This window comes from Teichococcus aerophilus (assembly GCF_014490485.1).
Classification (GTDB): Bacteria; Pseudomonadota; Alphaproteobacteria; order Acetobacterales; family Acetobacteraceae; genus Pseudoroseomonas; species Pseudoroseomonas aerophila.
Genome location: NZ_JACTVA010000038.1, coordinates 18,825 through 41,291 on the forward strand (window position 1 = coordinate 18,825; position 22,467 = coordinate 41,291).

At 69.9% G+C, this 22,467-nt stretch carries 16 protein-coding genes; 7 read left to right on the plus strand and 9 right to left on the minus strand.

Annotation, left to right across the window (positions count from 1 at the left end):
- Positions 1 to 328: 328 nt before the first annotated feature.
- Both IBL26_RS18020 and IBL26_RS18025 read left to right on the plus strand, forming a co-directional pair.
- Complete coding sequence (locus tag IBL26_RS18020) at positions 329 to 1,870, plus strand: acetolactate synthase large subunit (RefSeq protein ID WP_187785903.1); 1,542 nt, start codon at positions 329 to 331, stop codon at positions 1,868 to 1,870.
- A 755-nt stretch (positions 1,871 to 2,625) separates the two neighbouring features.
- Positions 2,626 to 2,931 (plus strand): YciI family protein, encoded by a 306-nt coding sequence (locus IBL26_RS18025; RefSeq protein ID WP_187785904.1) that lies wholly within the window; start codon positions 2,626 to 2,628, stop codon positions 2,929 to 2,931.
- Positions 2,932 to 2,938: 7 nt separating this feature from the next.
- On the opposite strand, the gene IBL26_RS18030 is transcribed toward IBL26_RS18025, so the two are convergent.
- Positions 2,939 to 3,427: a GNAT family N-acetyltransferase gene (locus tag IBL26_RS18030; RefSeq protein WP_187785905.1), complete on the minus strand. Its 489-nt coding sequence runs from the start codon at positions 3,425 to 3,427 to the stop codon at positions 2,939 to 2,941.
- 194 nt (positions 3,428 to 3,621) lie between these two features.
- Here IBL26_RS18030 and IBL26_RS18035 point away from each other — a divergent pair, with 194 nt between their 5' ends.
- Together IBL26_RS18035 and IBL26_RS18040 are read left to right on the plus strand one after the other, a co-directional pair.
- On the plus strand, positions 3,622 to 4,077 hold the full coding sequence (locus IBL26_RS18035) for a MarR family winged helix-turn-helix transcriptional regulator (RefSeq protein ID WP_187785906.1): 456 nt from the start codon (positions 3,622 to 3,624) through the stop codon (positions 4,075 to 4,077).
- Complete coding sequence (locus tag IBL26_RS18040; RefSeq protein WP_187785907.1) at positions 4,074 to 5,270, plus strand: multidrug effflux MFS transporter; 1,197 nt, start codon at positions 4,074 to 4,076, stop codon at positions 5,268 to 5,270. The genes IBL26_RS18035 and IBL26_RS18040 overlap by 4 nt, the downstream gene beginning before the upstream one ends.
- 265 nt (positions 5,271 to 5,535) lie before the next feature.
- Here IBL26_RS18040 and IBL26_RS18045 read toward each other — a convergent pair whose 3' ends face one another.
- Together IBL26_RS18045 and prpC are read right to left on the minus strand one after the other, a co-directional pair.
- Positions 5,536 to 7,710: a GAF domain-containing hybrid sensor histidine kinase/response regulator gene (locus IBL26_RS18045; protein ID WP_187785908.1), complete on the minus strand. Its 2,175-nt coding sequence runs from the start codon at positions 7,708 to 7,710 to the stop codon at positions 5,536 to 5,538.
- Positions 7,711 to 8,369: 659 nt separating this feature from the next.
- Complete coding sequence (gene prpC, locus IBL26_RS18050) at positions 8,370 to 9,527, minus strand: bifunctional 2-methylcitrate synthase/citrate synthase (protein WP_187785909.1); 1,158 nt, start codon at positions 9,525 to 9,527, stop codon at positions 8,370 to 8,372.
- A 157-nt stretch (positions 9,528 to 9,684) separates the two neighbouring features.
- Here prpC and ltnD point away from each other — a divergent pair, with 157 nt between their 5' ends.
- Both ltnD and IBL26_RS18060 read left to right on the plus strand, forming a co-directional pair.
- Entirely contained in the window at positions 9,685 to 10,578 is an 894-nt protein-coding gene (gene ltnD / locus IBL26_RS18055) for an L-threonate dehydrogenase (RefSeq protein ID WP_187785910.1), read from the plus strand.
- 194 nt (positions 10,579 to 10,772) lie between these two features.
- Positions 10,773 to 11,714 (plus strand): arsenic resistance protein, encoded by a 942-nt coding sequence (locus tag IBL26_RS18060; protein ID WP_187785911.1) that lies wholly within the window; start codon positions 10,773 to 10,775, stop codon positions 11,712 to 11,714.
- Positions 11,715 to 12,037: 323 nt separating this feature from the next.
- Here the strand turns inward: IBL26_RS18060 and rsmA are convergent, their stop codons facing one another.
- From rsmA to IBL26_RS18085, 5 genes are all read right to left on the minus strand, one after another.
- On the minus strand, positions 12,038 to 12,880 hold the full coding sequence (rsmA, locus tag IBL26_RS18065; protein ID WP_187785912.1) for a 16S rRNA (adenine(1518)-N(6)/adenine(1519)-N(6))-dimethyltransferase RsmA: 843 nt from the start codon (positions 12,878 to 12,880) through the stop codon (positions 12,038 to 12,040).
- A 10-nt stretch (positions 12,881 to 12,890) separates the two neighbouring features.
- Complete coding sequence (locus IBL26_RS18070) at positions 12,891 to 14,198, minus strand: peptidylprolyl isomerase (RefSeq protein WP_241749527.1); 1,308 nt, start codon at positions 14,196 to 14,198, stop codon at positions 12,891 to 12,893.
- 178 nt (positions 14,199 to 14,376) lie between these two features.
- Positions 14,377 to 16,869 carry an LPS-assembly protein LptD gene (locus IBL26_RS18075; RefSeq protein WP_187785913.1) on the minus strand — a complete coding sequence of 831 codons (2,493 nt, stop codon included), beginning with the start codon at positions 16,867 to 16,869 and terminating at the stop codon, positions 14,377 to 14,379.
- 59 nt (positions 16,870 to 16,928) lie between these two features.
- Complete coding sequence (locus tag IBL26_RS26140) at positions 16,929 to 18,317, minus strand: sensor histidine kinase (RefSeq protein WP_187785914.1); 1,389 nt, start codon at positions 18,315 to 18,317, stop codon at positions 16,929 to 16,931.
- Entirely contained in the window at positions 18,314 to 18,988 is a 675-nt protein-coding gene (locus IBL26_RS18085; RefSeq protein ID WP_187785915.1) for a response regulator transcription factor, read from the minus strand. The genes IBL26_RS26140 and IBL26_RS18085 overlap by 4 nt, the downstream gene beginning before the upstream one ends.
- 569 nt (positions 18,989 to 19,557) lie before the next feature.
- Between IBL26_RS18085 and IBL26_RS18090 the strand changes: the two genes are divergently transcribed.
- Positions 19,558 to 21,009, plus strand: a complete 1,452-nt coding sequence (locus IBL26_RS18090; protein ID WP_241749529.1) for a DcaP family trimeric outer membrane transporter — start codon at positions 19,558 to 19,560, stop codon at positions 21,007 to 21,009.
- Between the two features lie 344 nt (positions 21,010 to 21,353).
- On the opposite strand, the gene lptG is transcribed toward IBL26_RS18090, so the two are convergent.
- A complete protein-coding gene (gene lptG / locus IBL26_RS18095; RefSeq protein WP_187785916.1) occupies positions 21,354 to 22,463 on the minus strand; it encodes an LPS export ABC transporter permease LptG in 1,110 nt (369 codons plus the stop codon).
- Between the last annotated feature and the right edge of the window lie 4 nt (positions 22,464 to 22,467).

The window sequence follows — 22,467 nt, forward strand, 5'->3', positions numbered from 1 at the left end:
GCGACACCGGAAGACTCTCAAAAGGAAGATGAGGCCCGGGGAATCCCTTCGCCGGCCTTTCTTGCCCAAGCCGGATGTCGATCTGTCCCAGGGCCGCCAGCGTCTGATGGCTCCCCGCACGGCCCATTTTAGCTTCATCATGCACCGGCACTGATGTCTGCAGCGCCCAACTCGCAGAAAGAGAAGGGGACCGGAGAATTCTCTCCCCGGCCTTCCCTCCCCGCCCGCCACACCCCGGCACACCCTTCCGAATGCAAACCACCCCCCCCTTGGCGCAGAGGCGCTTTGGCGCCACGCTCCTGCCCGAGATAAGAGGAGGAGCGCCGTCATGAACGGAGCCGAAAGTCTGGTCCATACGTTGTTGGCCAGTGGGGTGGACACCTGTTTCGCCAATCCTGGCACCAGCGAGATGCACTTCGTCGCCGCGCTGGACCGGATTCCCGGCATGCGCTGCGTGCTGGGGCTGCAGGAGAACGTCGTCACCGGCATGGCGGATGGCTACTACCGGATGACCGGCAAGCCGGCGGCGACGCTGCTGCATTGCGGCCCTGGCCTGGCGAACGGCCTGGGCAACCTGCACAACGCGCGGCGCGCGCGCAGCGGCATCGTCAACATTGTGGGTGACCAGGCGACCTATCACCGCCCGTATGACGCGCAGCTGACCGCGGATACTGAGGGCTGGGCCCGCCCGGTTTCCGCCTGGACGCGCACGGCGACGGATTCGGCGACGGTGGGCCAGGATGCCGCGGTGGCGGTGCAGGCGGCACGCACGGCACCAGGGCAGATCGCGACGCTGATCCTGCCGGCCGATACCGCGTGGAACGAGGGCGGCGTGGTGGCGGATGCCCTGCCGGTGCCGGCCCCGGTGGCGCCGGACCCGCAGGCAGTGCGCAACGCCGCACGCGTGCTGCGCGAGAAGAAGAACGTGCTGATCCTGCTGGGCGGTGCCGCTCTGCGTGGACGCACGCAGGCGCTGGCCTGGCGGGCCGCTGCCGGCACCGGCCAGAAGGTGATGGGCGAGATGTCCAACGCCCGCGTCGAGCACGGCCAGGGCCGCCTGCCGCTGGACCGCGTGCCCTACCCGGTCGATGCCGCCGTGGCGGCGCTGGCGCCGTACGAGCACCTGATCCTGGTGAACGCCAAGGCGCCGGTCGGCTTCTTCGCCTACCCCGGCAAGCCCAGCAAGCACTACGCCGAGCATGCGGAAGTGCACGTGCTCAGCCGCTACGAGCAGGATGCCGAGCTGGCCCTGCTGGCGCTGGTGGAAGAGCTGGGCTCGCCCGAGGTGACGCTGCCGGATCTCGGCCCGCGCCCTGGCCTGGGCCGTGGCGCACCGACCTCGGAAGGCGTGGCGCAGACCGTGGCGGCGCTGATGCCGGAAGGCAGCATCGTGGTGGATGAGAGCGTGTCCTTCGGCCGCAGCTTCTTTTCCGGCACCCACGCGGCGGCACCGCATGACTGGCTGCAGCTGACCGGCGGCGCCATCGGCGATGGCATCCCGCTGGCCACCGGCTCGGCGATCGGCGCCGGCGGGCAGCGGCGGGTGGTGAACCTGCAGGCCGATGGCTCGGCCATGTACACCCTGCAGGGGCTGTGGACCCAGGCGCGGGAGAAGCTGCCGGTCACCACCGTCATCCTGGCCAACCGCAAGTATCAGATCCTGATCGGCGAGTACCAGAATGTCGGCGCCAACCCGGGCCCGACGGCGATGAATATGCTGGACCTGGGCAACCCGGACCTGAACTGGGTGCACCTGGCCAACGGCATGGGCGTGGAAGCCGCCCGCGCCACCAGCCTGGAGCAGCTGGGCGACCTGATGGCGCAGTCCTTCGCGCAGGACGGCCCGTTCGTGATCGAGCTCGTGATCTGAATCACGGCGGGCCGGGGTGAACCGGGGCCTGACGGCTGGGGGTATGAGCACCCCCTGCCGGACTGCAACGGTTCACCCTGCTGAGAGACCGTGGCCGCCGGGCGGCGAGCCTGCCTCCGGCGGCAAGGACCGCCGCCAATTGCGACCCGCTCGCAATTATTTTCGGCAAGGGCGTCGATTTCGTTTGACGCGGCGGGGGTGTTGGGTTCTATTGCGAATAACTCGCAGTTGCAGATGAAGACCGAAGGGGGCGGCCACCGTCCCACCGCAATCCGGGTCCCGCATTCTTCTCCCGGGCCCCTTCGGTTTTCGCCTCTGCAAACGAGATACCGGCCTCTGCCTGCAGGGGAGGCATTGGCCGGGAGCGGGCTGGAGGGATCGGGCGTGACTGCGAACCGCTCGATCCAAGTCTGATGGCGCCTGAAGGGGGATGTCATCGGGCGACTGATTTGCACACGGGCAGGGTGTGCAACTCCAGCCCGCGCCCCCTTCCTGGGGCCTGCTCCCAGGAAGCCGGCGCCGGAGCCTTCGGCTACCGTCTCTCCCTGTCCACCACCGGCTGACCGCCTTTGCGGCGAAGCAAACTTCCTGCTTTTGCTACGCTCTCGTCCCAGGCGGCCACGCACCGGGGCATGTTGCGTTCACGCAGCTTGCTTCCCGTCTCTGTTTGGTCGCGTGATTCAGGCTTTGGGTGATTCCACCTCCAGCCATCACGCTCTAACCTCCGCGCGTCACACCGCGGAAGGAAGCACCACATGCCGTTCTTGATCGAAGCCTGGGACAATCCGGACAGCCAGCCTGTGCGTGCCGGCACGCTCAAGCCGCACCTGGAATTCCTGGCCCAGAACGCCGCCAAGCTGCTGGCCGCCGGTGCCAAGCTGGAGGATGACGGCAAGACCATGCTGGGCAGCTTTTACATCGTCGATGTTGAGACGCGCGCGGAGGCCGAGGCCTTCCTGGCCGCAGACCCCTTCGCCCAGGCTGGCGTATTCGGCCGCAGCGTCATCACTCGCTGGCGCAAGGCGTATCTGGACGGCCAGTGCTACTTGCCGAAAAGCTGAGGCGCGGTCAGCGCCAATCCCCGGCCACGCCGTCCGCCCGGGCATCGTGGCCGGCGGGTGGCAGGTGGATCTCGTGCGTCGCCGTCGCATCCGCCACGGCGTGGAAGCCCAGGCGCAGGTAGAAGGCGGCGGCCGCTGCCGTATCGGTACGCAGGCGCAGCCGGTGGAAGGCGGTGCCGCGCAGCAGGTGCCGCACCAGCGCGGCGCCGACGCCACGCCCACGCGCCCCGGGCGCGACATAGAGATGCCGCAGCCTTCCCACCCCGGCCTGGCGCAAATAGGGGTCCCGGTTCAGGCCGGCGACGCCCAGCAGCCGCGCACCCTCGAAGGCGCCGACCAATTGCTCGCCGGGCTGGGCAAAGCGATTGGCGCCGCTGTCCCAGTCCCGCATCAGCCGCTCCACGAAGCCGAAGCCTTCCACCAGTGCCGCGTCGCGCAGCGCCGCCAGCCCCGGCTGGGGCAGCATCAACGGCAGCAGGCGGGGCGGCGGGGTCATGGCCGGCAGTATCGCACACGCTTGAGCGTGATGAATCGAGAAGGAATCACCGAAAGCCTGAATCGCGCGACCCAACAAAGGTGTAGAGCGTGGTGCTTGAACGAATGGGAACGCATCGTGCTCTAACAATCCTGGCTTGCCTGTCCTTGATTAGATGACATATCAACTAATGATACGTCACCTTCAGGACCGCCATGCCCCCTGCCCCCGATGCCATGCGGAACGGCTTCGCCATCCTGCTCAGCCAGACGGCCCGGCAATGGCGGCGGGCGGTGGATAGGCGGCTGCAACCCTATGGCCTCTCGGAAGCCACCTGGCGGCCGTTGCTGCACCTCGCCCGCGCCGGCGCGCCGATGCGGCAAAAGGAACTGGCGGCGTCCCTCGGGCTCGACAACTCCTCCGTCGTCCGCACGCTGGATGCCCTGCAGGCCGCCGGGCTGACCGAGCGGCGGGAAGACCAGGACGACCGCCGGGCCCGCGCCATCGTGCTGACCGAAAGCGGCCACGCCATCGTCGAGCAGGTGGAACAGGTGGCCCGTCAGGTCCGCGCCGAAACCCTGGCAGGCCTGACCGACCCCGAGCTGGAGACCGCCTACCGCGTGCTGGACCACATCTGCCAGACCCTGGCCGCGGCGGAGCAGCCCGCATGAGCACCACCGCCCCCGCCACCTACCCCCGCGTACCGCTCTGGCTGTTGGCGCTGATCACCTTCAGCGGCACGCTGGCCATGCATATCTTCGTGCCGGCGCTGCCGCAGGCGGGGGCGGATCTCGGCGCCAGCACGGCGGCGATGCAATCCACCGTCAGCCTGTACATCCTCGGCCTCGCCGTCGGCCAGCTGGCCTATGGTCCGCTGTCGGACCGCTTCGGGCGGCGGCCGGTGCTGATGGGCGGGCTGGTGCTCTACACCGTCTCCGGCCTCGCCGCCGCCATGGCGCCGGATGCGCAGGCGCTGATCGCAGCACGGCTGTTTCAGGCACTCGGCGGCTGCGCCGGGCTGGTGCTGGGGCGCGCCATCGTGCGCGATACCGCCGCGCCGCAGGAAGCCGCCCGCCGGCTGGCGCTGATGAACCTGATGGTCACCGTCGGGCCCGGCCTGGCGCCGCTGGTGGGCGGGGCGCTGGCGGCCTCCGTCGGGTGGCGCTCCATCTTCTACGTCCTGTGCGGGCTGGGCGTCGTGAATTTCCTGTTCGCCTGGAAAATGCTGCCGGAAACGGGCCATCCAGGCCCGGCACGTCCAGGCTCCGCCACCCTGGCGCAGAACTACCTCAAGCTCATCCGTTCCCGCGCCTTCCTCGGCTATTCCATCGGCGGCGGCTGCGCCACGACCTCGATGTACGCCTTCATCGCTTCCGCCCCCTTCATCTTCACGCAGGAACTGCACCGGCCGGCGCATGAGGTGGGCATCTACCTCGCCCTGCTGATCTCCGGCGTCTGGCTGGGCAGCATGCTGGCCAGCCGGCTCATTTCCCGCATGCCGATCGAGACGGTGCTGGTGCGCGCCAACTGGATCAGCGTCCTCGCCGCCTTCGTGCTGCTGGCCGGTACCCTGGCCGGGCAACTCAGCGTACCGCTGGCCGTGGGCTGCATGTTCCTGTTCACGCTGGGCGTCGGCACCGCCGCCCCGGCAGCCCTGACCCAGGCCATCAGCGTGAACCCGCAGGTCATCGGCTCCGCCTCCGGCCTCTACGGCTTCACCCAGATGGCCACAGGCGCCCTCTGCACCGCCCTGGCCGGCGTGGGCCGGGACCCGGCCCTCGCCGCCGCCATCATCCTGGCCGTCTCCGGCGTCATCGCCCAGGCCTCGTTCTGGCTGGCGTCGCGTCATCGTGCAGCGGCTTGAAGGGGGGGTGTGAAGGCTGGGGAAAGAATTCCCCAGACCCCTTCTTTTGCTTTTTCGAGTTTCTGGGCCTGGCTGCTGCTAGCGCAGTCCTGAGATACGGCTGGGTGCGCCGGAGGCTTATGACCTCCGGCGACTGACGGTTCAGCCCGCGTGGCCCATTGGTAAACATCAAGCAGCGCCCGCTCTCAGTCCTGAAGCGCGCCGCTAAACTTGCAGAAAAAAGAAGGGGTCCGGGGAATTCCTTCCCCGGCCTTCCTCAAACTCCTCAGGCCAACGCCGCCGCGATCGCCGCCTTGAGATCGGCGATCCGGAAGGGTTTGCGCAGAACGATGGCGTTGGTGCCGGCCACGTTCTCGATGCTGGCGGTATCGGCGTAGCCACTGGCGAAGAGGATGGGCAGGTCCGGCTGTTGTTGCCAGGCCAGCTTCGCCACTTCCGCGCCCGTCAGGCCCGGCATGGCGTAGTCGAGGATCATCAGGTCCGGCTGCTGCGTCCCGAGCGAAGCGAGGCCGGCGGCACCGTCCGCCGCCTCCGCCACCGCATAGCCCAGGGAGGCCAGAACTTCCGCCAGCATGGCGCGGACATCGGCGTCGTCGTCCACGACCAGGATCTTCGCGCCGGTGGGCAGCACATCGTCCTGCGGTGGCACCTGCGTCGCGTGCGGCCCGGCCGGCGTCACCGGCAGGTAGATGCGGATGGCGGTGCCAAGGCCCGGCTGGCTGTCGATCCGCACGGTGCCCCCGCCCTGGTGGGCGATGCCGTAGACCTGGCTGAGCCCGAGGCCGGTGCCCTTGCCGACGCCCTTTGTGGTGAAGAACGGGTCGAAGGCGCGCTCCAACACCTCGGGCGGCATGCCTTCGCCGGTATCCGCCACGGTGAGCACGGCGTAGCGTCCGGCGGCCAGGACGCCGTCGTCCGGCATCTCCGCCACGCTGGTGGAGATGGCGAGGTCGCCGCCCGCCGGCATGGCTTCCCGCGCATTGATGGCGAGGTTCAGCACCGCCATCTCCAGCTGCGTCGCGTCCGTCAGCACGCCGGTGGCGGGCTCCCGCAGGTCCAGCCGCAGCCGGATCATCGGCCCCAGGGTCCGCTGCAGCAGGTCCGTCATGCCTTCCACCAGCGGGGCGAGCAGCAGCGGCTTCAGCTCGATCTTCTGGGCGCGGGAGAAGGCGAGGAGCTGGGCGGTCAGCTTGGTGCCGCGCTCGGCGGCGGCCAGGCCGGTCTCGGCGAAGCGGCGCACCCGCTCCACCTGGCTGGCACCGCGCAGGATCAGGTCCAGGCAGCCCACCACGGCGGCCAGCACGTTGTTGAAGTCGTGGGCGATGCCGCCGGTCAGTTGGCCGATCGCCTCCATCTTCTGGCTCTGGCGCAGGGCGGCCTCGGTATCCTCCAGCTGCCTCGTGCGCTCGGCCACCCGTGCTTCCAGCGTGGCGTTGAATTCCTCCAGCGCCTTGGCGGCCAGCCGCAGCTCGGCATCGGCGCGCACGCGCTCGACATAAGCCCAGGAGCGCTCGGTCACGTCGCGCAGCAGGTTCAGCTCATGCTCGGACCAACGGCGCGGCGAGCGGTCGTGGACCGCCATTAGCGCGGTCAGCCGGCCGTCGCGCAGCAACGGCATGCAGATGGTCGCGGCCACGCCGAGCCGCTGAAAGGCCGTGGCTTCATGGGCCGCCAACTCGGCCGCGTTGTCGTTCACAACCAGCGGCCGGCCGGCGGAGAGATTGCGCACGGCCAGCGCGCCGAAATCCGCCAGGCTGTAGCGGCCGACGATGCTGGGCGAGCCCTCGGCTACCCAGTTGCCGCGGATGGTGAAGCCGTCCTCGTCCGCGTCCATGTCGGCATAGGCGCAGTTGGAGACGCCCAGATGCCCGGCCAGCAGCCGGGTCGTGGTGGCCATCACGCCGTCCGCATCCCGCTCCCCGGCAATGCTGCGGCCGAGCAGGTCGAGGAAGGCCAGCCGCTGGTTGGCCAGCACGGTGGCCGTGGTCTCGGTCACGGTATCCAGCATGCCGAGCACGCGGCCGCGGCCGTCGCGGATGGGGCTGTAGCAGAAGGTGAAATAGGCGTGCTCCGGCTTGTCGCCGCGCTCGATGGTGAGGGGGAAGTTCTCGATATAGGTGGCGCGGCCGGCGAAGGCGGCATCGGCGATCGGGCTGATACTCTCCCACACCTCGCTCCAGATCTCGCTGAAGGGGCGGCCCAGCGGGGCCGGCTTGTCGCCCAGGATGGGGATGAAGGCGTCGTTATAAAGCGTGATGAGGTCGGGGCCCCAGGTCAGCGCCATGGGGAAGCGGGATTCCAGCATGAGCGCGACGGTGGTCCGCAGCAGGTCGGGCCAGGCGGTCAATGGCCCCAGCGGCGTGCGTGCCCAGTCGTGGCGGGCGATGGCGGCCGCCATCGTGCCCTCCCGGGGCAGGAAACTGAGATCGTCCGCGCTCATCGGCTTATGTTTGATGCAAGCCAGGGCTGGCGGCAAGGGAAGCGGGGCGTGCGTCGGCACGAGCGGTGCTGCCGGCCATCCACCCTGTGCCAGCCTGCGTGCGGCGCCATGCGGCGGACACGGCACCGGCCAGCCTCACCGTGGCCGGACACACCCATCGTGGCGGCGCGCGGGGTCATCCCCGACGCACCGGCCGATACCGACGCCCGGCGCGGCACTGACGCGCACATGGCCGAGGATCGCCGCGGCGGACATGCGCCGGGCCACGTCAGTCACGTCTCCGCTTGATGCAGGCTGCAAGGATCGCGTCCTGAGCGCGATCCTCGCGTTCAAGAAGCCTGTGCCGGAACCGTGGCACCGATGGTGGCGTCGCCTGGAGCCGATCGATATTCAACCTGAGGCGTGGAAGACGGTCAGGGGAAGGAATTCCCCTGAAACCCCGTCATTTTTCTGTCAGTTGCGTGAGACTTCGGGACCGGCGGATGCAGCCATGAGAAAAATCCACCGAGGCTGAACCCTCAGCCTTTGGCGTGATCCCGCCCTTGGCCTGGAAAGGCCCAACGCCGCCACAGCCAAACCCGAAAGACTCGCAGAAGAAAGATGGGGCCCGGGGAATTCCTTCCCCGGCCTTCCTGCCCAAGCCCGACTGCCGATCCGGCCTAGCCGCGCTGGTCCAGCGGCACGAACTCCCGGTTCTCCGGCCCGGTATAGTTGGCGGTGGGGCGGATGATCTTGCCGTCGATCCGCTGCTCGATCACATGCGCGCTCCACCCGGCCGTGCGGGCAATGACGAAGAGCGGGGTGAACATCGCCGTCGGCACGCCCATCAGGTGGTAGGAGACGGCGCTGAACCAGTCGAGATTGGCGAACATCTTCTTGGTGTCGGCCATCACCGCCTCGATCCGGTCGGCGATGTCGAACATCTTGCGGCTGCCGACCTCGTCGGAGAGCTCGCGCGCCACGTCCTTGATGATGACGTTGCGCGGGTCGCTGATCGTGTAGACCGGGTGGCCGAAGCCGATGACGACTTCCTTGTTGGCGACGCGGGCGCGGATATCCGCCTCGGCCTCGTCGGCATCCGCGTAGCGCTTCTGGATCTCGAAGGCGACTTCGTTGGCGCCGCCATGCTTCGGCCCGCGCAGCGCGCCGATGCCGCCGGTGATGGCCGAATGCAGGTCCGCCCCCGTGCCGGCGATGACGCGGCAGGTGAAGGTGGAGGCGTTGAACTCATGCTCGGCATAGAGGTTCAGCGAGGTGTGCATGGCGCGCACCCAGCTCTCCCGCGGCGACTTGCCGTGCAGCAGGTGCAGGAAGTGGCCGCCGATGCTGTCGTCATCGGTCTCCACCTCGATCCGCCGGCCATTTAGCGCGAAATGGTGCCAGTAGAGCAGCATGGAGCCGAGCGAGGCCATCAGCCGGTCCGCGATGTCGCGCGCGCCCGCGTGGCTGTGGTCCTCCTTCTCCGGCAGCACGGTGCCGAGGACGGAGACGCCGGTACGCATCACGTCCATCGGGTGCGCGGCGGCGGGGATGGCTTCCAGCGCTTGGCGCACCGCCGCCGGCAGCCCGCGCAGGCTGCGCAGCTTGGCCTTGTAGCCACGCAGCTCCGCCTCCGTCGGCAGGGCGCCGTGGACGAGCAGGTAGGCGATCTCCTCGAACTCGCAGCGCGCCGCGATGTCGAGGATGTCGTAGCCGCGATAATGCAGGTCGTTGCCGCTGCGGCCCACGGTACAGAGCGCGGTATTGCCCGCCGTGATGCCGGAGAGCGCGACCGACTTCTTGGGCCTGGGCGCGGATACGGGCTGCGTCTCGCTCATGGAACATCCTTCCTTGTGCGGGCGGTCGGAGCATCTCCGCCGCCTTCTCTCAGTACCGGTGAGGATCGCCAATCCCGGCGCCGATGGAAAGGCCGCGCGAGGACGCTTCCCTCCATCGTCATCTGGCGCCACCCTGGCCGAAAGGGAGAGCCAGCAGATGAAGATCGGCGTGATCGGACTGGGCAGCATGGGCATGGGGGCGGCGCAATCGGCGCTGCGGGCCGGGCTGGACGTGACGGGCGTGGATACGCGGGATGTGGCCCGCGATGCCTTCGTGGCGGCCGGTGGCCAGGCAGTGGCCAGCGCCGCGCAGTTGCCGCAGGGCATCAACGCCCTGGTGGTGCTGGTGGTGAACGCCGCGCAGACCGAGGCGGCGCTGTTCGGGCCGGAGGGTGCCCTGCCACGGCTGGCACCGGGGGCCGTGGTCATCTCCTCCGCCACCATGGGGCCGGAGGATGCCAGGCGCATCGCCGCCCGGCTGGAGGAAGCGGGGATGCTGGCGCTGGACGCCCCGGTTTCCGGCGGCGCGGCCAAGGCAGCGACGGGGGAGATGACCGTCATGGCCTCCGGCACCGCCGCAGCCTTCGATGCGGCGGCGCCGGTGCTGGGAGCGATCGCCACCAAGGTCTGGCGCCTGGGCGATGCGCCAGGCATCGGCGCCACGGTGAAGGTGGTGCACCAGCTGCTGGCCGGCGTGCATATCGCCGTGGCGGCGGAAGCCATGGCGCTGGGCATCCGCGCCGGCGCGGACCCGCAGCAGCTTTACGACGTCGTCACCAGCGCCGCCGGCAATTCCTGGATGTTCGAGAACCGGATGGCCCGCGTGCTGGCGGCCGACGACGCACCGCGCAGCGCCGTGGACATCTTCGTGAAGGATCTGGGCCTGGTGGCGGAGATGGCGAAGGGGCTGGATTTCCCGGTACCGCTGGCCGCCCAGGCGCAGCAACTCTTCACCGCCGCGCATGCGATGGGGCAAGGGCAGAAGGACGACGGCTTCGTCATCCGCGTCTGGCAGGCGATGACGGGGATCAAGCTGCCGGGCGAGAGCTGAGGGAGGAAGGCCGGGGAAGGAATTCCCCAGGCCTCATCTTCTTTGTTCGAGTTTGGGGTGCGCCGGGGGAGCGGGATCGCATGAGCTGCACCGGCTGTCTTGGCCCGTCCGTCTGTGGTTCAACGCATGGGTTGTTTGAAGTGCCGCCATCGGCCTGATCGGCCCCATCATCCCGACAAGCCGAGGAACCCCATTTGGGCGGACTGAGAGACGCGCTGGAACACCGGCAGATCTGGATCTACCTGGTGGCGGTACTCGGCGCGGCGGTCGCCGCCGTCCTGCTGCCGGGCACGACGATGCTGGAAAGCGGCATCAACCCCGCGCTCGCCCTCATGCTGTTCGTCACCTTCCTGCAGGTGCCGCTGGCGGCGCTGGGGCGGGCCTTTACCCGGCTGCGCTTCCTGGCGGCGCTGGCGGTGGCCAACTTCATCGCGGTCCCGCTGCTGGTCGCGGCGCTGCTGCCGTTGCTGCCCGACCATCCCCTGGTCCGGCTGGGGGTGCTGCTGGTGCTGCTGGCCCCCTGCATCGACTACGTCGTCACCTTCTCCCATCTCGGCCAGGCGGATGCGCGCCTGCTGCTAGCCGCCACCCCTGCCCTGCTGCTGCTGCAGATGCTGCTGCTGCCCCTCTACCTGCACCTGATGCTGGGCGACGCCGCCGCCGGGCTGATCCAGCCCGGGCCGTTCCTGCACGCCTTCCTCTGGCTGATCGTCCTACCCCTGGCTCTGGCGGCCCTGCTGCAATACGCCGCTGCCCACACCCCGGCAGGGCAACGCGCCATCACCCTGCTGGGCCTGTTGCCCGTGCCGGCCACCGCCCTCGTCCTGCTGCTGGTCGTCGCCGCCGTGCTGCCCCGCATGGGAACGGACGTGCTGCAGGCCGTGCCCGTCTTCTTGGCCTTCGCCCTCCTGGCGCCGCTCCTGGGCTGGGGCATCGGACGGCTGTTCCGGCTGGAACCTGCGGCCGGCCGCGCCGTCGCCTTCAGCGCCGCTACGCGCAACTCCCTGGTGGTGCTGCCCCTGGCCTTCACCGTGCCCGGCGCCATGCCACTGCTACCGGCCATCATCGTGACGCAGACACTGGTCGAGCTGCTCAGCCAACTCTTCTACATCCGCGCGCTGCCGAAGCTGCGCTGACGGCGGTTGGGGAACTGGCGTCTTCTGGTGGTGTGGAAGGCCAAGAAAAGGAAGGCCGGGGAAGGAATTCCCCGGACCCCTTCTTTTCTGTTTTCGAGTTATTCGGGCGAGGCTGTTGAGAGGGCGGGCCTGAGGGGCTGGGTGCGCCGGAGATCCTAGACCTCCGGCGACTGACGGTTCAGCCCGCATGGCCCATTTATAAAATCATCAAGAAGCGCCTGCTCTCAGTCCTGCAGCACTACGCCAAACTTGCAGAAAAAAGATGGGGTCCGGGGAATTCCTTCCCCGGCCTTCCCTTCACCGTCCCGTAAACCCCGCTGCCCCTAGCCCCGTGCCGCCAGCAGCCGCGCCAGCCGGTCGAACTCCGCGACCGAGAGGGTTTCCGCGCGTCGGGTCGGCTCGATCTCGCCCTGCTCCAGCAGCACATTCGAGTCGCCGAGGGACTTCATGCTGCTGCGGAGCATCTTGCGGCGCTGGCCGAAGGCGGCGGCGGTCAGCTTTTCCATCGCGGCCAACAGCTCGGGCGCTGGGTCTTCGGCGTGCGGGGTCAGGTGCACCACGGCGGACCACACCTTGGGGGGCGGGGTGAAGGCGCCGGGCGGCAGGCGCATGGCCATGCGGCAATGGCAACGCCACTGGGCCAGGACGGAGAGGCGGCCATAGGCGTCGGTGTCCGGCGCGGCGCAGATGCGTTCGGCTACCTCCTGCTGGAACATCAGCGTCAGGCTCTCGAACAGCGCGGCCTGCTTCAGCCAGCCGATCAGCAGCGGGGTGCCGACATTGTAGGGCAGGTTGGCGACGACGCGGCGCGGGCCGTCCGGCATCAGCTCGGTGGTGCGCACCTTCATGGCGTCGCCCTCGATCACCGTCAGCCGGCCAGGGAAGGCGTCGGAAAGTTCGGCGAGGGCGGCGATGGCGCGGCGGTCCAGCTCCACGGCCACGACATGCGCGGCCGGGCTGGCCAGCAGGGCGCGGGTCAGGCCACCGGGGCCGGGGCCGACCTCCAGCACCTGGCGGCCATCCAGCGGGCCGGCGATGGTGGCAATGCGGGCGCAGACGGCCGGGTCCAACAGGAAATGCTGGCCGAGCGACTTGCGCGCGGCGAGCCCGTGCCGCGCGATGACGTCGCGCAGCTCCGGCAGCCCCGTCTCTGGCGGCAGGCTCATGGCGGGCCTGTCAGCCCCGCGCTTCGATGGTGGCGCGGCGGCGCAGGTCCCGCTGCATCTGGCGGGAGATCAGCTCCGCCCGCTCGCGCATGATCTGCGCCTTCGCCTGGTCCGGCGTCAGCTCGGCCAGGTTGCGCGTCTCCTTGGAGCAGACGGCGATGACCATGACGCCGTCCGGCGTGATGATCGGCTGGCTGCCACGGCCCACCGGCAGGCCAGCGATCAGCTGGCGCAGCGGCGGCGGCTGCATGGTGTCCAGCCGCACGGTGCCAGGGTCGCTCGGGCGGTTGTTGGGGCCGCCACGGCCGGCGGCGTCGATGGCCTCGCAGCTCTTGCCTTCCAGGGTGCGGGCGCGCTCGACGGCGTCGCGCTGCTGCTGGGTGGGGGCCTGCGGGTCCAGCGGCGCGCTGAACGGGTAGAAGGACTGGCGCAGCGTGACGAGGGTTGCGAGCTCGCGCCCCGTCTCCCGCTTCTGGCGCAGCGCGATGATCTGGAAGCCGCCCGGCACGCGGGTCGGGTTGGCGATGGCGCCCGGCGGCATCTGGGAGACGATGCGGCCCACGGCGGGGTCGAACTCATCGGGGCGCACCCAGCCCATGTCGCCGCCCTGCAGCGCGGTCTGGCTCTGGCTGAACTGGGTGGCGGCGGCGGGGAACGGCACGCCGCGGCGCAGCTGGGCCACCACGTCATCGACGAAGCGGCGCACATCGGCCTCGGCGCTGGCTTCGTCCACCGGGATGAAGATCTCGGAGACGAGGTATTCCGGCTCGCCGGTGCGGGCCTTGTGGGCGGCGATGAAGTCGTCCACCTCGCGCTGCGCGACCTCGCCCTGGTTGCCCAGCATGCCGCGCACCAGCCGGGCCCAGCCGATCTGGTTGCGGATCTGGTCGTACAGCGCGCGCGGCTCGATGCCCGAGTTGCGCAGCTGGGCGGCCAGGCCGCCAGCCGGCAGGCCGTTGCGCTGCTCGATATCGCCCACCGCTTCCGCCACGTCGGCGTCGGAGACCAGCACGCGGCGGCGCTGCACTTCCTGCGTCCGCAGCCGCTCATCCACCAGCAGGCGCGTCACCTGCGGGCGCAGGCGGGTCAGCACCTCGGCGCTGGCGCCCATGCCGCTGTTGAGGGCGAAGAGGCGCGACCGGTTGGTGACCTCGTTGGCGGTGATGACATCGCCATTGACCACCGAGACGATGCGGTTGGTCTGCGCCATGGCCGGGGCCGCCAGCCATGGCATCAGCGCGCCTCCGGCCGGGATGGCCAGGGGGAGAGCCAGTGCGGTGGCGAGGATCAGGGCACGGAAGGAGGTCATGGCACGCATAGTCAGTTCCTAGATCAGATCGCGCGGTGGCGACAGCGTCTTGCGGCACCGCACGTCCCCGGACGGGAAAGCCGCGCCTCCTGAAGCCGGGTCCGCGCACCGCGGTGCGCGGACCCTGCCCTTCTCTCTATCCGGGCCGCACGATCATGCCCTGCGGCGATCATGCGCCCGGCCCGCGTCAGATGGCGCGGAAGCCGAAATCCCCGATGGTCTTGAAGCCGATGCTGAACAGCAGCGTCTCGCCCGAGGGATAGTAGCTCTGGCTGGTCGTGTTCTCCGCCCAACTGCGGTTGTAGGAGGTGGAGAACACTAGGCACTCGTCCTCATAGACCAGATTGACGCCGGCGGAGACAGGCTTGCTGTTCTGCACGTCGTACCGGCCGGCGGCGCCGACGCGCCAGTACTGGCCGACGCGGGCGGAGACGCCGCCCGAGACCTCGCGGCGGGAGGCGTTGGGCGTGTTCACCAAAGCCGGGTTCGGCGTGGTGAACAGGTAGCCGGCGGAGAGGCTGACCGGGCCGAGGCCGAGGCGCGCCGACGTCTCCGTCATGCGGTTGGCCGCCGTCTCGCCATCAAAGCGGCCACGGGCGATCAGGTCGAGCCAGGAGACCGGGGAGACGCGGACGCGGCCGACATAGTCGGAGGCCTGATCCTCGAGGCCCGAGCCAGTGTAGAACACGTTCTCCTCGCTGGCGCGGAAGGAGCGGCCGCCGAGGGCCTCCACCTGCCCGCCATTCGGGAACAGCCAGGCGCCGCGCAGCGCCGCATCCACGCGGGTGCCGCCTTCCTGGCGGTCCCGCCCGGTGAAGCGGTTCAGCGCGAACAGGTTGGCGTCGGTGAACTCGAAGTCGAGGCTGTCCTCGTTCGGGATGTTGTACTGCCGCCCGGTGGAAGGGCCGGTGACGAACTGCACGCGCGGCTCGATGATCTGGCTGCCATACTCGCCGGCGCTGCGGGCGAAGGGCATGCGCCAGTCCAGCGCCACGCGGGCATTGACGTTGGCCTCGGTCAGGCTGCTATCGGTGGTCGAGTAGACAGGGCCGAGCTGCAGGTTGTCGGCCGAGCGGCCCACCAGGTCGGCCTGGCCGCGCACCGTCCAGATGCTGCCCATGCGGTCCTGCGTCGGCAGGTCGTAATGGATGCGGGAGGCGATGCGGCGGGTATCCGTGCCCTCGCTGCGCAACAGGACGTAGTTGCTGGTATCGACCGTCAGGTAGCCGCCCAGGGAATCGCGCGGGAAAGCGTAGTCGGCCTGGATGTTCGGCAGCACCAGCGGGATGAGCGAGGTGTTGTCGGTCTCGTTCAGGCTCTGATAGATGCGGCCGTCGATGCGGGCATAGCCCTCCGCGCCCCAGAAGCCTTCCAGGTAGGCGTCGGACGTCAGCTGACGCGGGGACGGGTAGCGGAAGGCGCGCAGATAGGTCTGGCTGGTGGCACGGTTGACGCTGAGGCCGGCGCGCCAGTTCTCGTCCAGCGAGAAGCGCGCGCTGCTGTAGATGTGGCCGCCCCAGCCGCGCTCATCCTGCGCGATGGTGCCGCCGCTCAGATTGCCGACCGAGCCGGTGAGGTTGATGCTGCCGGTGTTGAAGCGGCGGCGGTAGGCGATGCCTGCCGCCGGGTCCTGGTTGGCCGAGAAGGTCGGGCTGATCGTCAGGTCCTGCTGGCCGTCGATCGCCCAGTAATACGGCGTCGTGGCGAAGGGCCCGAGGAAGCGGGAGCTGCCGAAGACCGGCGTCAGGAAGCCCGAGGCGCGCGGGATCGACGGGTCGGGGTGCGACAAATACGGCGTGTAGAGCACCGGCCAGCCGCCCATCTGCAGGGTGGCGTCGCGGTAGCGGATGCGCTGCTCGTTGCGGTCATGCGTCGCCAGGCGGGCGCGCAGCTGCCACAGCGGCGGTGCCTCCGGGTCATCGGCGCACAGGTCGCAGGAGGAATAGATGACGCGCGCCATGTCGGTGATGGTGCCGTCGGTGCGGCGGCCGCCGAAGGCGACCATGCGGCCGTTCTGGGCCAGCCGGGCCTTCATGCCCTCCACCACGCCGTTCCGCATGTCGCCGGTCAGCTCGGCCCGGTCGGCGTAGGTCACCTGCCCGTCCGGCTCCAGCAACTGCACGTTGCCTTCGGCGGTGGCGATGCCGGTCTCACGGTTATAGGTGAAGGTATCGGTGCGCAGGATGCGCTCGTTCTGCCAGGCCTCGACCGAGCCGCGGGCGATGACGAGGTTGCGCTCCTGGTCGAACTCCACCTCGTCCGCCGTGAAGGTCACGGGGGCGTCGCGGTTGGGCTGGCCACGCCGGGCAGCCGCCGGGGCGGTGGAGGCCGGGGCAACAGGATTCGGCCCCGAAGCCGTCGTCGCCGAGGACGTGGCCGACGCCGCATCCGGGGCGGAGCTCATCGGGCCGCCGACATCGCCGCCAAGGCCGAGGCCGGAGCTCGGGCCGGCGGCGGTGGGGTCGGCGCCGCCGCCGAACAGCGACTGCGCCGAGCCGCCCATCGGCACCATGGCCATGGGCAACAGGGCGGCGCCGCCCAGCAGCAGCGCGCGCCAGGATGGCGGGCGCCCGAAGGCGGAAGCGCCATGGGCATGGTGAGCAACCGGGCCATGGCGGGTCCGGCGCTGCGTGGTGGTCCCGGCCGGAGCATCCCCGGCGCCGTGCGTGGCTCGGTGCATGGACCCTGCATAGCCTTTCCTGGCGACGGCGACGAGAGGGCGACGCATCCCCTTATGTTTCAGTCGCCAACCGTTGCATCGGTGCCCGGTGCCGCCGGCAAGCGCAGGCTGAACAATGCGCCACCCCCCGGCGCCTCCTCCACCGCCACGCTGCCGCCGTGGATAACGGCCGCGCGCTGCACGATGGCCAGGCCCAGGCCCACCCCCCGTCGGCGGCTGTCCTGCCGGCGCCTCGCGCGCCAGAAACGGCGGAAGATCAATTTCCGTTCATGCTCGGGAATGCCCGGCCCGGCATCGCTGACATCCAGCACGTGCAGCCCGGCGTCGGACCGCAGCGCCAGGGTCACGGCACTGCCTTCCGGCGCGTGGCCGATGGCGTTTTCCAGCAGGTTGGCGATGGCCTGGGCCAGCGCCTCCTCCTGCCCCGGCAGCGTCACCCTGGTGGCGGGCAGCCTGGTCTCGATGGTCACGTCGCGCGCCTCGGCCAACGGCCGCAGCAGGGCGGCGACGTCGTGCGCCAGTTGCCGCAGATCCACCGGCCCGGCCGGGGCCAACGCCACGTCGTCCAGTTCCGCGATCGCCAGCAGCTGGCCGACCATGCGCTCCAGCACCCAGAGGTCCTGGCCCAGCGCCGCCGCGGCCTCCCGGTCCCGCAACAGGTCCATATGCGCCTGCAGCACGGCCAGCGGCGTCCGCAGCTCATGCGCCGCATCGGCGACGAAGCCGCGCTGCTCGGCCTGCGCCGCCTCCACCCGGTCCAGCAACCCGTTCAGGCGGCGGACCAGCGGCAGCAGCTCCACCGGCACGTCCTCTTCCGGCAGCCGTTCACCCGGACGGGCGGGTGAGAGGTTCTCGGCCCGCGCGGCCAGCATCCGCAGCGGCTTGCGCACCCGCCGCAACGCCAGCATCAGGATGGCGGAGAGCGCCAGGAACACCGGTAACACCAGCCAGGCGATATCACGCGTCAGCCCGTCCGCCGCATCGTCCAGCAGCACGTCCGGGTGGCGCAGATCCTCCGCCACCTGGATGGAGAGCTGCTTACCGTCCACCGTCGCCGGCAGCGCCACACCCTGCAATTCCCGCCCGTTCCGCTCCAGCGTGAAGCCCTGCAGGGTGGGCGCGGGAATGGCCAGCGGCGCGGCGGCGCCGGCGCCCATCAGGAAATCGCCCTCCGCCGTGACGATGGCGTAGCTGGCGCGGCCATAGACGATGGAGAAGGCGGCCGCGACTTCCTGCGGCAGCTCCAGCCGCCAGTTACCGCTCTCATCCTGCTGCAGATGTTGGGCGATCATCTCCGCCCGCGCGACCAGGGACCGCGTCTCCAGCCGCTGGATGACGGCGTTGTTGCGCATCGGCAGCAGCGCCAGCAGCAGCGCCGCCGCCACGGCCAGCGAGGCCAGGAAGGCCAGCGTGGCGCCGGCGGTGATGGAGACCGGGCGGCGGGTCACGCGGCCTCTTCCTCCACCAGGCGGTAGCCGAGGCCGCGCTCGGTGCGGATGGCGGTGCCGCTGCCCGCCAGCCGGCGCCGCAGGCGGGAGACATAGACCTCCACCACGTTGCGGCCGACCTCGTTGTCGAAGCTGCCCAGCGCCTCTTCCAGCGCATCCTTGGCGACGAAGCGGTGGCGGGCGCGCAGCAGCATCTCCAACACCATCATCTCCCGCCGCGGCAGTGGCTGCACCGCCCCGGCCACCGAGAAGGTGCGGGCCGCCGGCTCCAGCTCCACCTGCCCGTGCCGCAGCGTTGCCAGCGCCGGGGCGCCGGAGCGGCGGAGCGCGGCGGCCAGCCGGGCCACCAGTTCCTCCATCGCGAAGGGCTTGATCAGGTAATCGTCGGCGCCGGTGTTCAGCCCGCGCACACGGTCCGACAGGCGGCCGCGCGCCGTCAGGATCAGCACCGGCAGGAACGGGTCGGTCTGGCGCAGCTGTTGCAGCACCTCCATCCCGTCGCCATCCGGCAGGCCGAGATCGAGCACCAGGGCCTGGTACTGCACGGCATGCAGGGCGGCCAGCGCGTCCTCCACCCCCTCCACCACATCGACCGCCCAGCCGGCGCGGGTCAGGCCCTGGGCCAGCAGGGTGGCGAGGCGCGGGTCATCCTCGGTCAGCAGCAGCCGCATCAGTCGCAGCCGCCGGCAGATGAATCGGCATGAACCGACAGCTTGACGAAAGGTTCCGCCGCGAAGCTCCGGCCTCGAACACGACCCCGTGTTCCGATCTCGCCAGAGAGGACCAGTCCGGTGCGCGACCTCGCTTCGCATCCCGCAAGCCGGATTGCCCGGCCTGCACCGCCCCCCGGATCGCAGGCCATGCCTCAGTCCCCTCTGTCGCCGGTCGTCGGCCAGTCCTGCCGCGTCACCCGCTCAGTCGGGGGACGGCCTCTTGAACCCCATCCCCCGGCCCCGCGCCAGGGGTGGATGGCGCGGCAGCCTGACCGTTCCGCGGGCGAATCCGCCCGCAGCCTGCGCGGGCATTCGCCCGGACCCACCGCGCGCATCTGCCCGGACCTTCCGCCGGCAGGTGCCGAAGCCATCCGCGGGCACCTGCCCGTGCCCTTCCGCGGGCATCCGCCCGTGCCTTTCCGCGGGCATCCGCCCGTGCCTTTCCGCGGGCATCCGCCCGTGCCTTTCCGCGGGCATCCGCCCGACACCGACCGCGGGCACCCGCCCGACCGACTGGAGACAGCCTCTTGATCAACTCCCTTCCCTTCCGGCGCGGCGCCCTGATGTGCGGGACGGCCCTGGCCGGTGCCCTGGCCCTGGCCCTGGCCGTGCCGATGGCACCCGCCCAGGCCCAGAGCACCCAGACCCTGCGGCTGGAGATCAACAACCTGCAGCAGCGCCTGCAGACGCTGGAAGCCCAGCAGGCCGAGACCCAGCGGGCGCAGCAGGCCGCCACCGTCCAGGCCGCGGACGCGCAGCGCACCGCCCAGGCCGCCGATTTGAAGGGCAGCTTCCCCGGCTCCATCCGCATCCCGGGCACCAACACCTCGGTCCGCCTCTACGGCTTCGTGCGACTGACCGGCACCTATGATTTCGAGGGTCGCAACCGCGCGCCCTTCCAGAACTCCAACGCCGTGCCGCTGACGCGCGGCCCCGCCGCCCGCCAGGGCGGCGACTTCGCCCTCTCCGCCCGCTATTCCCGCCTTGGCTTCGAAACGCGGACGGACAGCGCCTGGGGTCCGGTCCGCTCCGTCGTCGAGATGGATTTCGGCGGCGCGCAGAGCACCGCCAGCACCACCAGCCAGAACAGCTGGATCCCCCGCCTGCGCCACGCCTATGTCGAGGCCGGTGGCTTCCTGGCCGGCCAGACCACCACGCTGTTCGGCGACACCCTCGCCCTCGACATGATCGATTTCGGCACCTTCGTCGGCCTCGGCGGGCCGCGCCAGGCGCAGGTGCGCTACACCGCCCCGCTGGGCGACGACGTAACCTGGGCCTTCTCGCTGGAGAACCCGTACAGCGACTACACCTATAATGGCGGCGGCGTGCTGCCGGATTCCGAGACGACGCCCGCCGTGGCCGTCAACCGCTTCCCCGACCTGGTGACCAGCTTCCGCGTGCCGGGCAGCTGGGGCAACGTCGCCGTGCAGGGCGTGCTGCGCCGCATCGACTTCAACAATGAAGCCCCCGCCGTCGCCTCCCAGCGCTTCAGCGACGAGACGTGGGGCTACGGCCTGGCGCTGAACGGCGTGCTGAACACCTTCGGGAAGGACCGCCTGCTGGCCCGCGTGGCCTATGGCGAGGGCGTCGGCCGCTACATCGACAACATGGGCACCGGTGCCGCCAGCAATGTCGGCCTGGCCGGCGTGACCGACCCGTCGCTGGAGACCAACAAGGTCACCACCGCCATGATCGGCTACCAGCACTTCTGGGCGGATAACCTGCGCAGCACGGTGGCGGGCGGCTTCGCACGCATCACCTACCCCAGCTTCGCCCGGCAGTTCGCCGCCGGCACCCAGAACAACCAGAACCGGGACATGACCCAGGGCATCGCCAACATCATCTGGACGCCGTTCCAGAACCTGGACCTGGGCCTGGAATACAATGTCGGCACCCGCCAACTGCTCGAGCCCTCCACCGAAGGCGCGACCCGCGGCTTCGGCCAGCGCGTGACCGCCCTGGTGAAGTACAACTTCTAAACACTGGGACGAGGGGGACGGCGGTTTTCCGCTCCCCCCGTTTTCCGCCAAAGCATCTGATTTTTTTATGCCGGAGGCAGAAAGGCCGGGGGAAGGAATTCCCCGGGGCCCTTCTTTTTTCTGCGAGTTTGGCGGAGCGCTGCAGGACTAAGAGCGGACGCTTTTGATGATATTTAAAATGGGCCGCGCGGGCTGAACCCTCAGTCGCCGGAGGTCTAGGACCTCCGGCGCGCACAGCCGTCGCTCAAGCGCACTGCTTCAGCAGTCCCGACCGAAAAACTTGAAAAAGGAAGAAGGGGTCCGGGGAATTCTTTCCCCGGCCTTCCCTCCCCGCCCCACCCCGGTCAGCCGTCTTCCAGATGCAGCAGCAATGCCAGCGCCAGCATCAGCCCCGCCAGGGAGGGGGCCCAGGCGGCCAGTTCCACCGGCAGGGTGCCGGCCTGGCCGAATTCCTCGGCCACCTTGTCCAGCAGGAACAACGCGAAGCCGGCGGCGACGCCGAGGCCGAGGGTACGGGCCACGCCGCCGCGCCGCGGCTGCCCCATGGAGAAGCCGGCCGCCAGCAGCGCCATAGCCACGCAGAGCAAAGGCAGGGAGAGCAGGGAATGCAGGTGCAGGCGGTGCTTCATGGCCGAGAAGCCGGAGGATTCCAGCACCTGAATGAATTCCGGCAGCGACCAGAAGGAGAGCGTGTCCGGGCTGGCGAAGCTGTCCTCGATATTGTCCGGGGTCAGCTGGGTCGGCAGCGTCATCGCGCGCGGCAGTTGCGGCTGGCGGTTGGTGCCGAACACCACGGCGCTCTCCAGCCGCCACTCGCCGGCGACCAGGCGGGCCTGCGGCGATTCCACCCGCTCCAGTGGCCGGTCGGTGGGCGAGAGGCGCCAGAGCGAGACGTCCTTCAGCCCAAAGCCGCCCTGCCCCACTTCCGGCCGGCCGGCCAGGATGATGACGCCGCCGGGTTCCAGCGCATTGTCCGCCTGCCGCAGCCACAGCCGCCCGCCGGCCAGGGTGGCGGGGCCGGCGGCGTTGCGCAGGTAGGTGGCGTCCAGCCGCTCGGCGCGGGAGAGCATGCCGGCGGAGAGCGGGGAGAGCACGGTGACGCCCAGCGCCCCCAGGCACACCGCCACCAGCATCGGCCCGGCCAGGAAGCCCCAGGCGGAGACACCGGCAGCCCGCGCCACCACCAGTTCGGAGGCGCGGGAGAGACGCCAGAAGGCGATGATACCGCCCAGCAACACGGCGAAGGGCAGGATCTGCAGCGCTACATAGGGCAGCCGCAGCGCCGCGATCTGCAACACCAGGGCGAAGCCGGCATCGGCGCGGGTGGCGGCGCGGCGCAGCAGCTCGATGAAGTCGAACAGTGCCACCAGCAGCGTCAGCGCCAGCAGCATAATGAGGACCATGGCCGCGAAGCGCCGCGCCACATAGGCCGAGAGGGTCAGGGCTAGGGGCATGCGG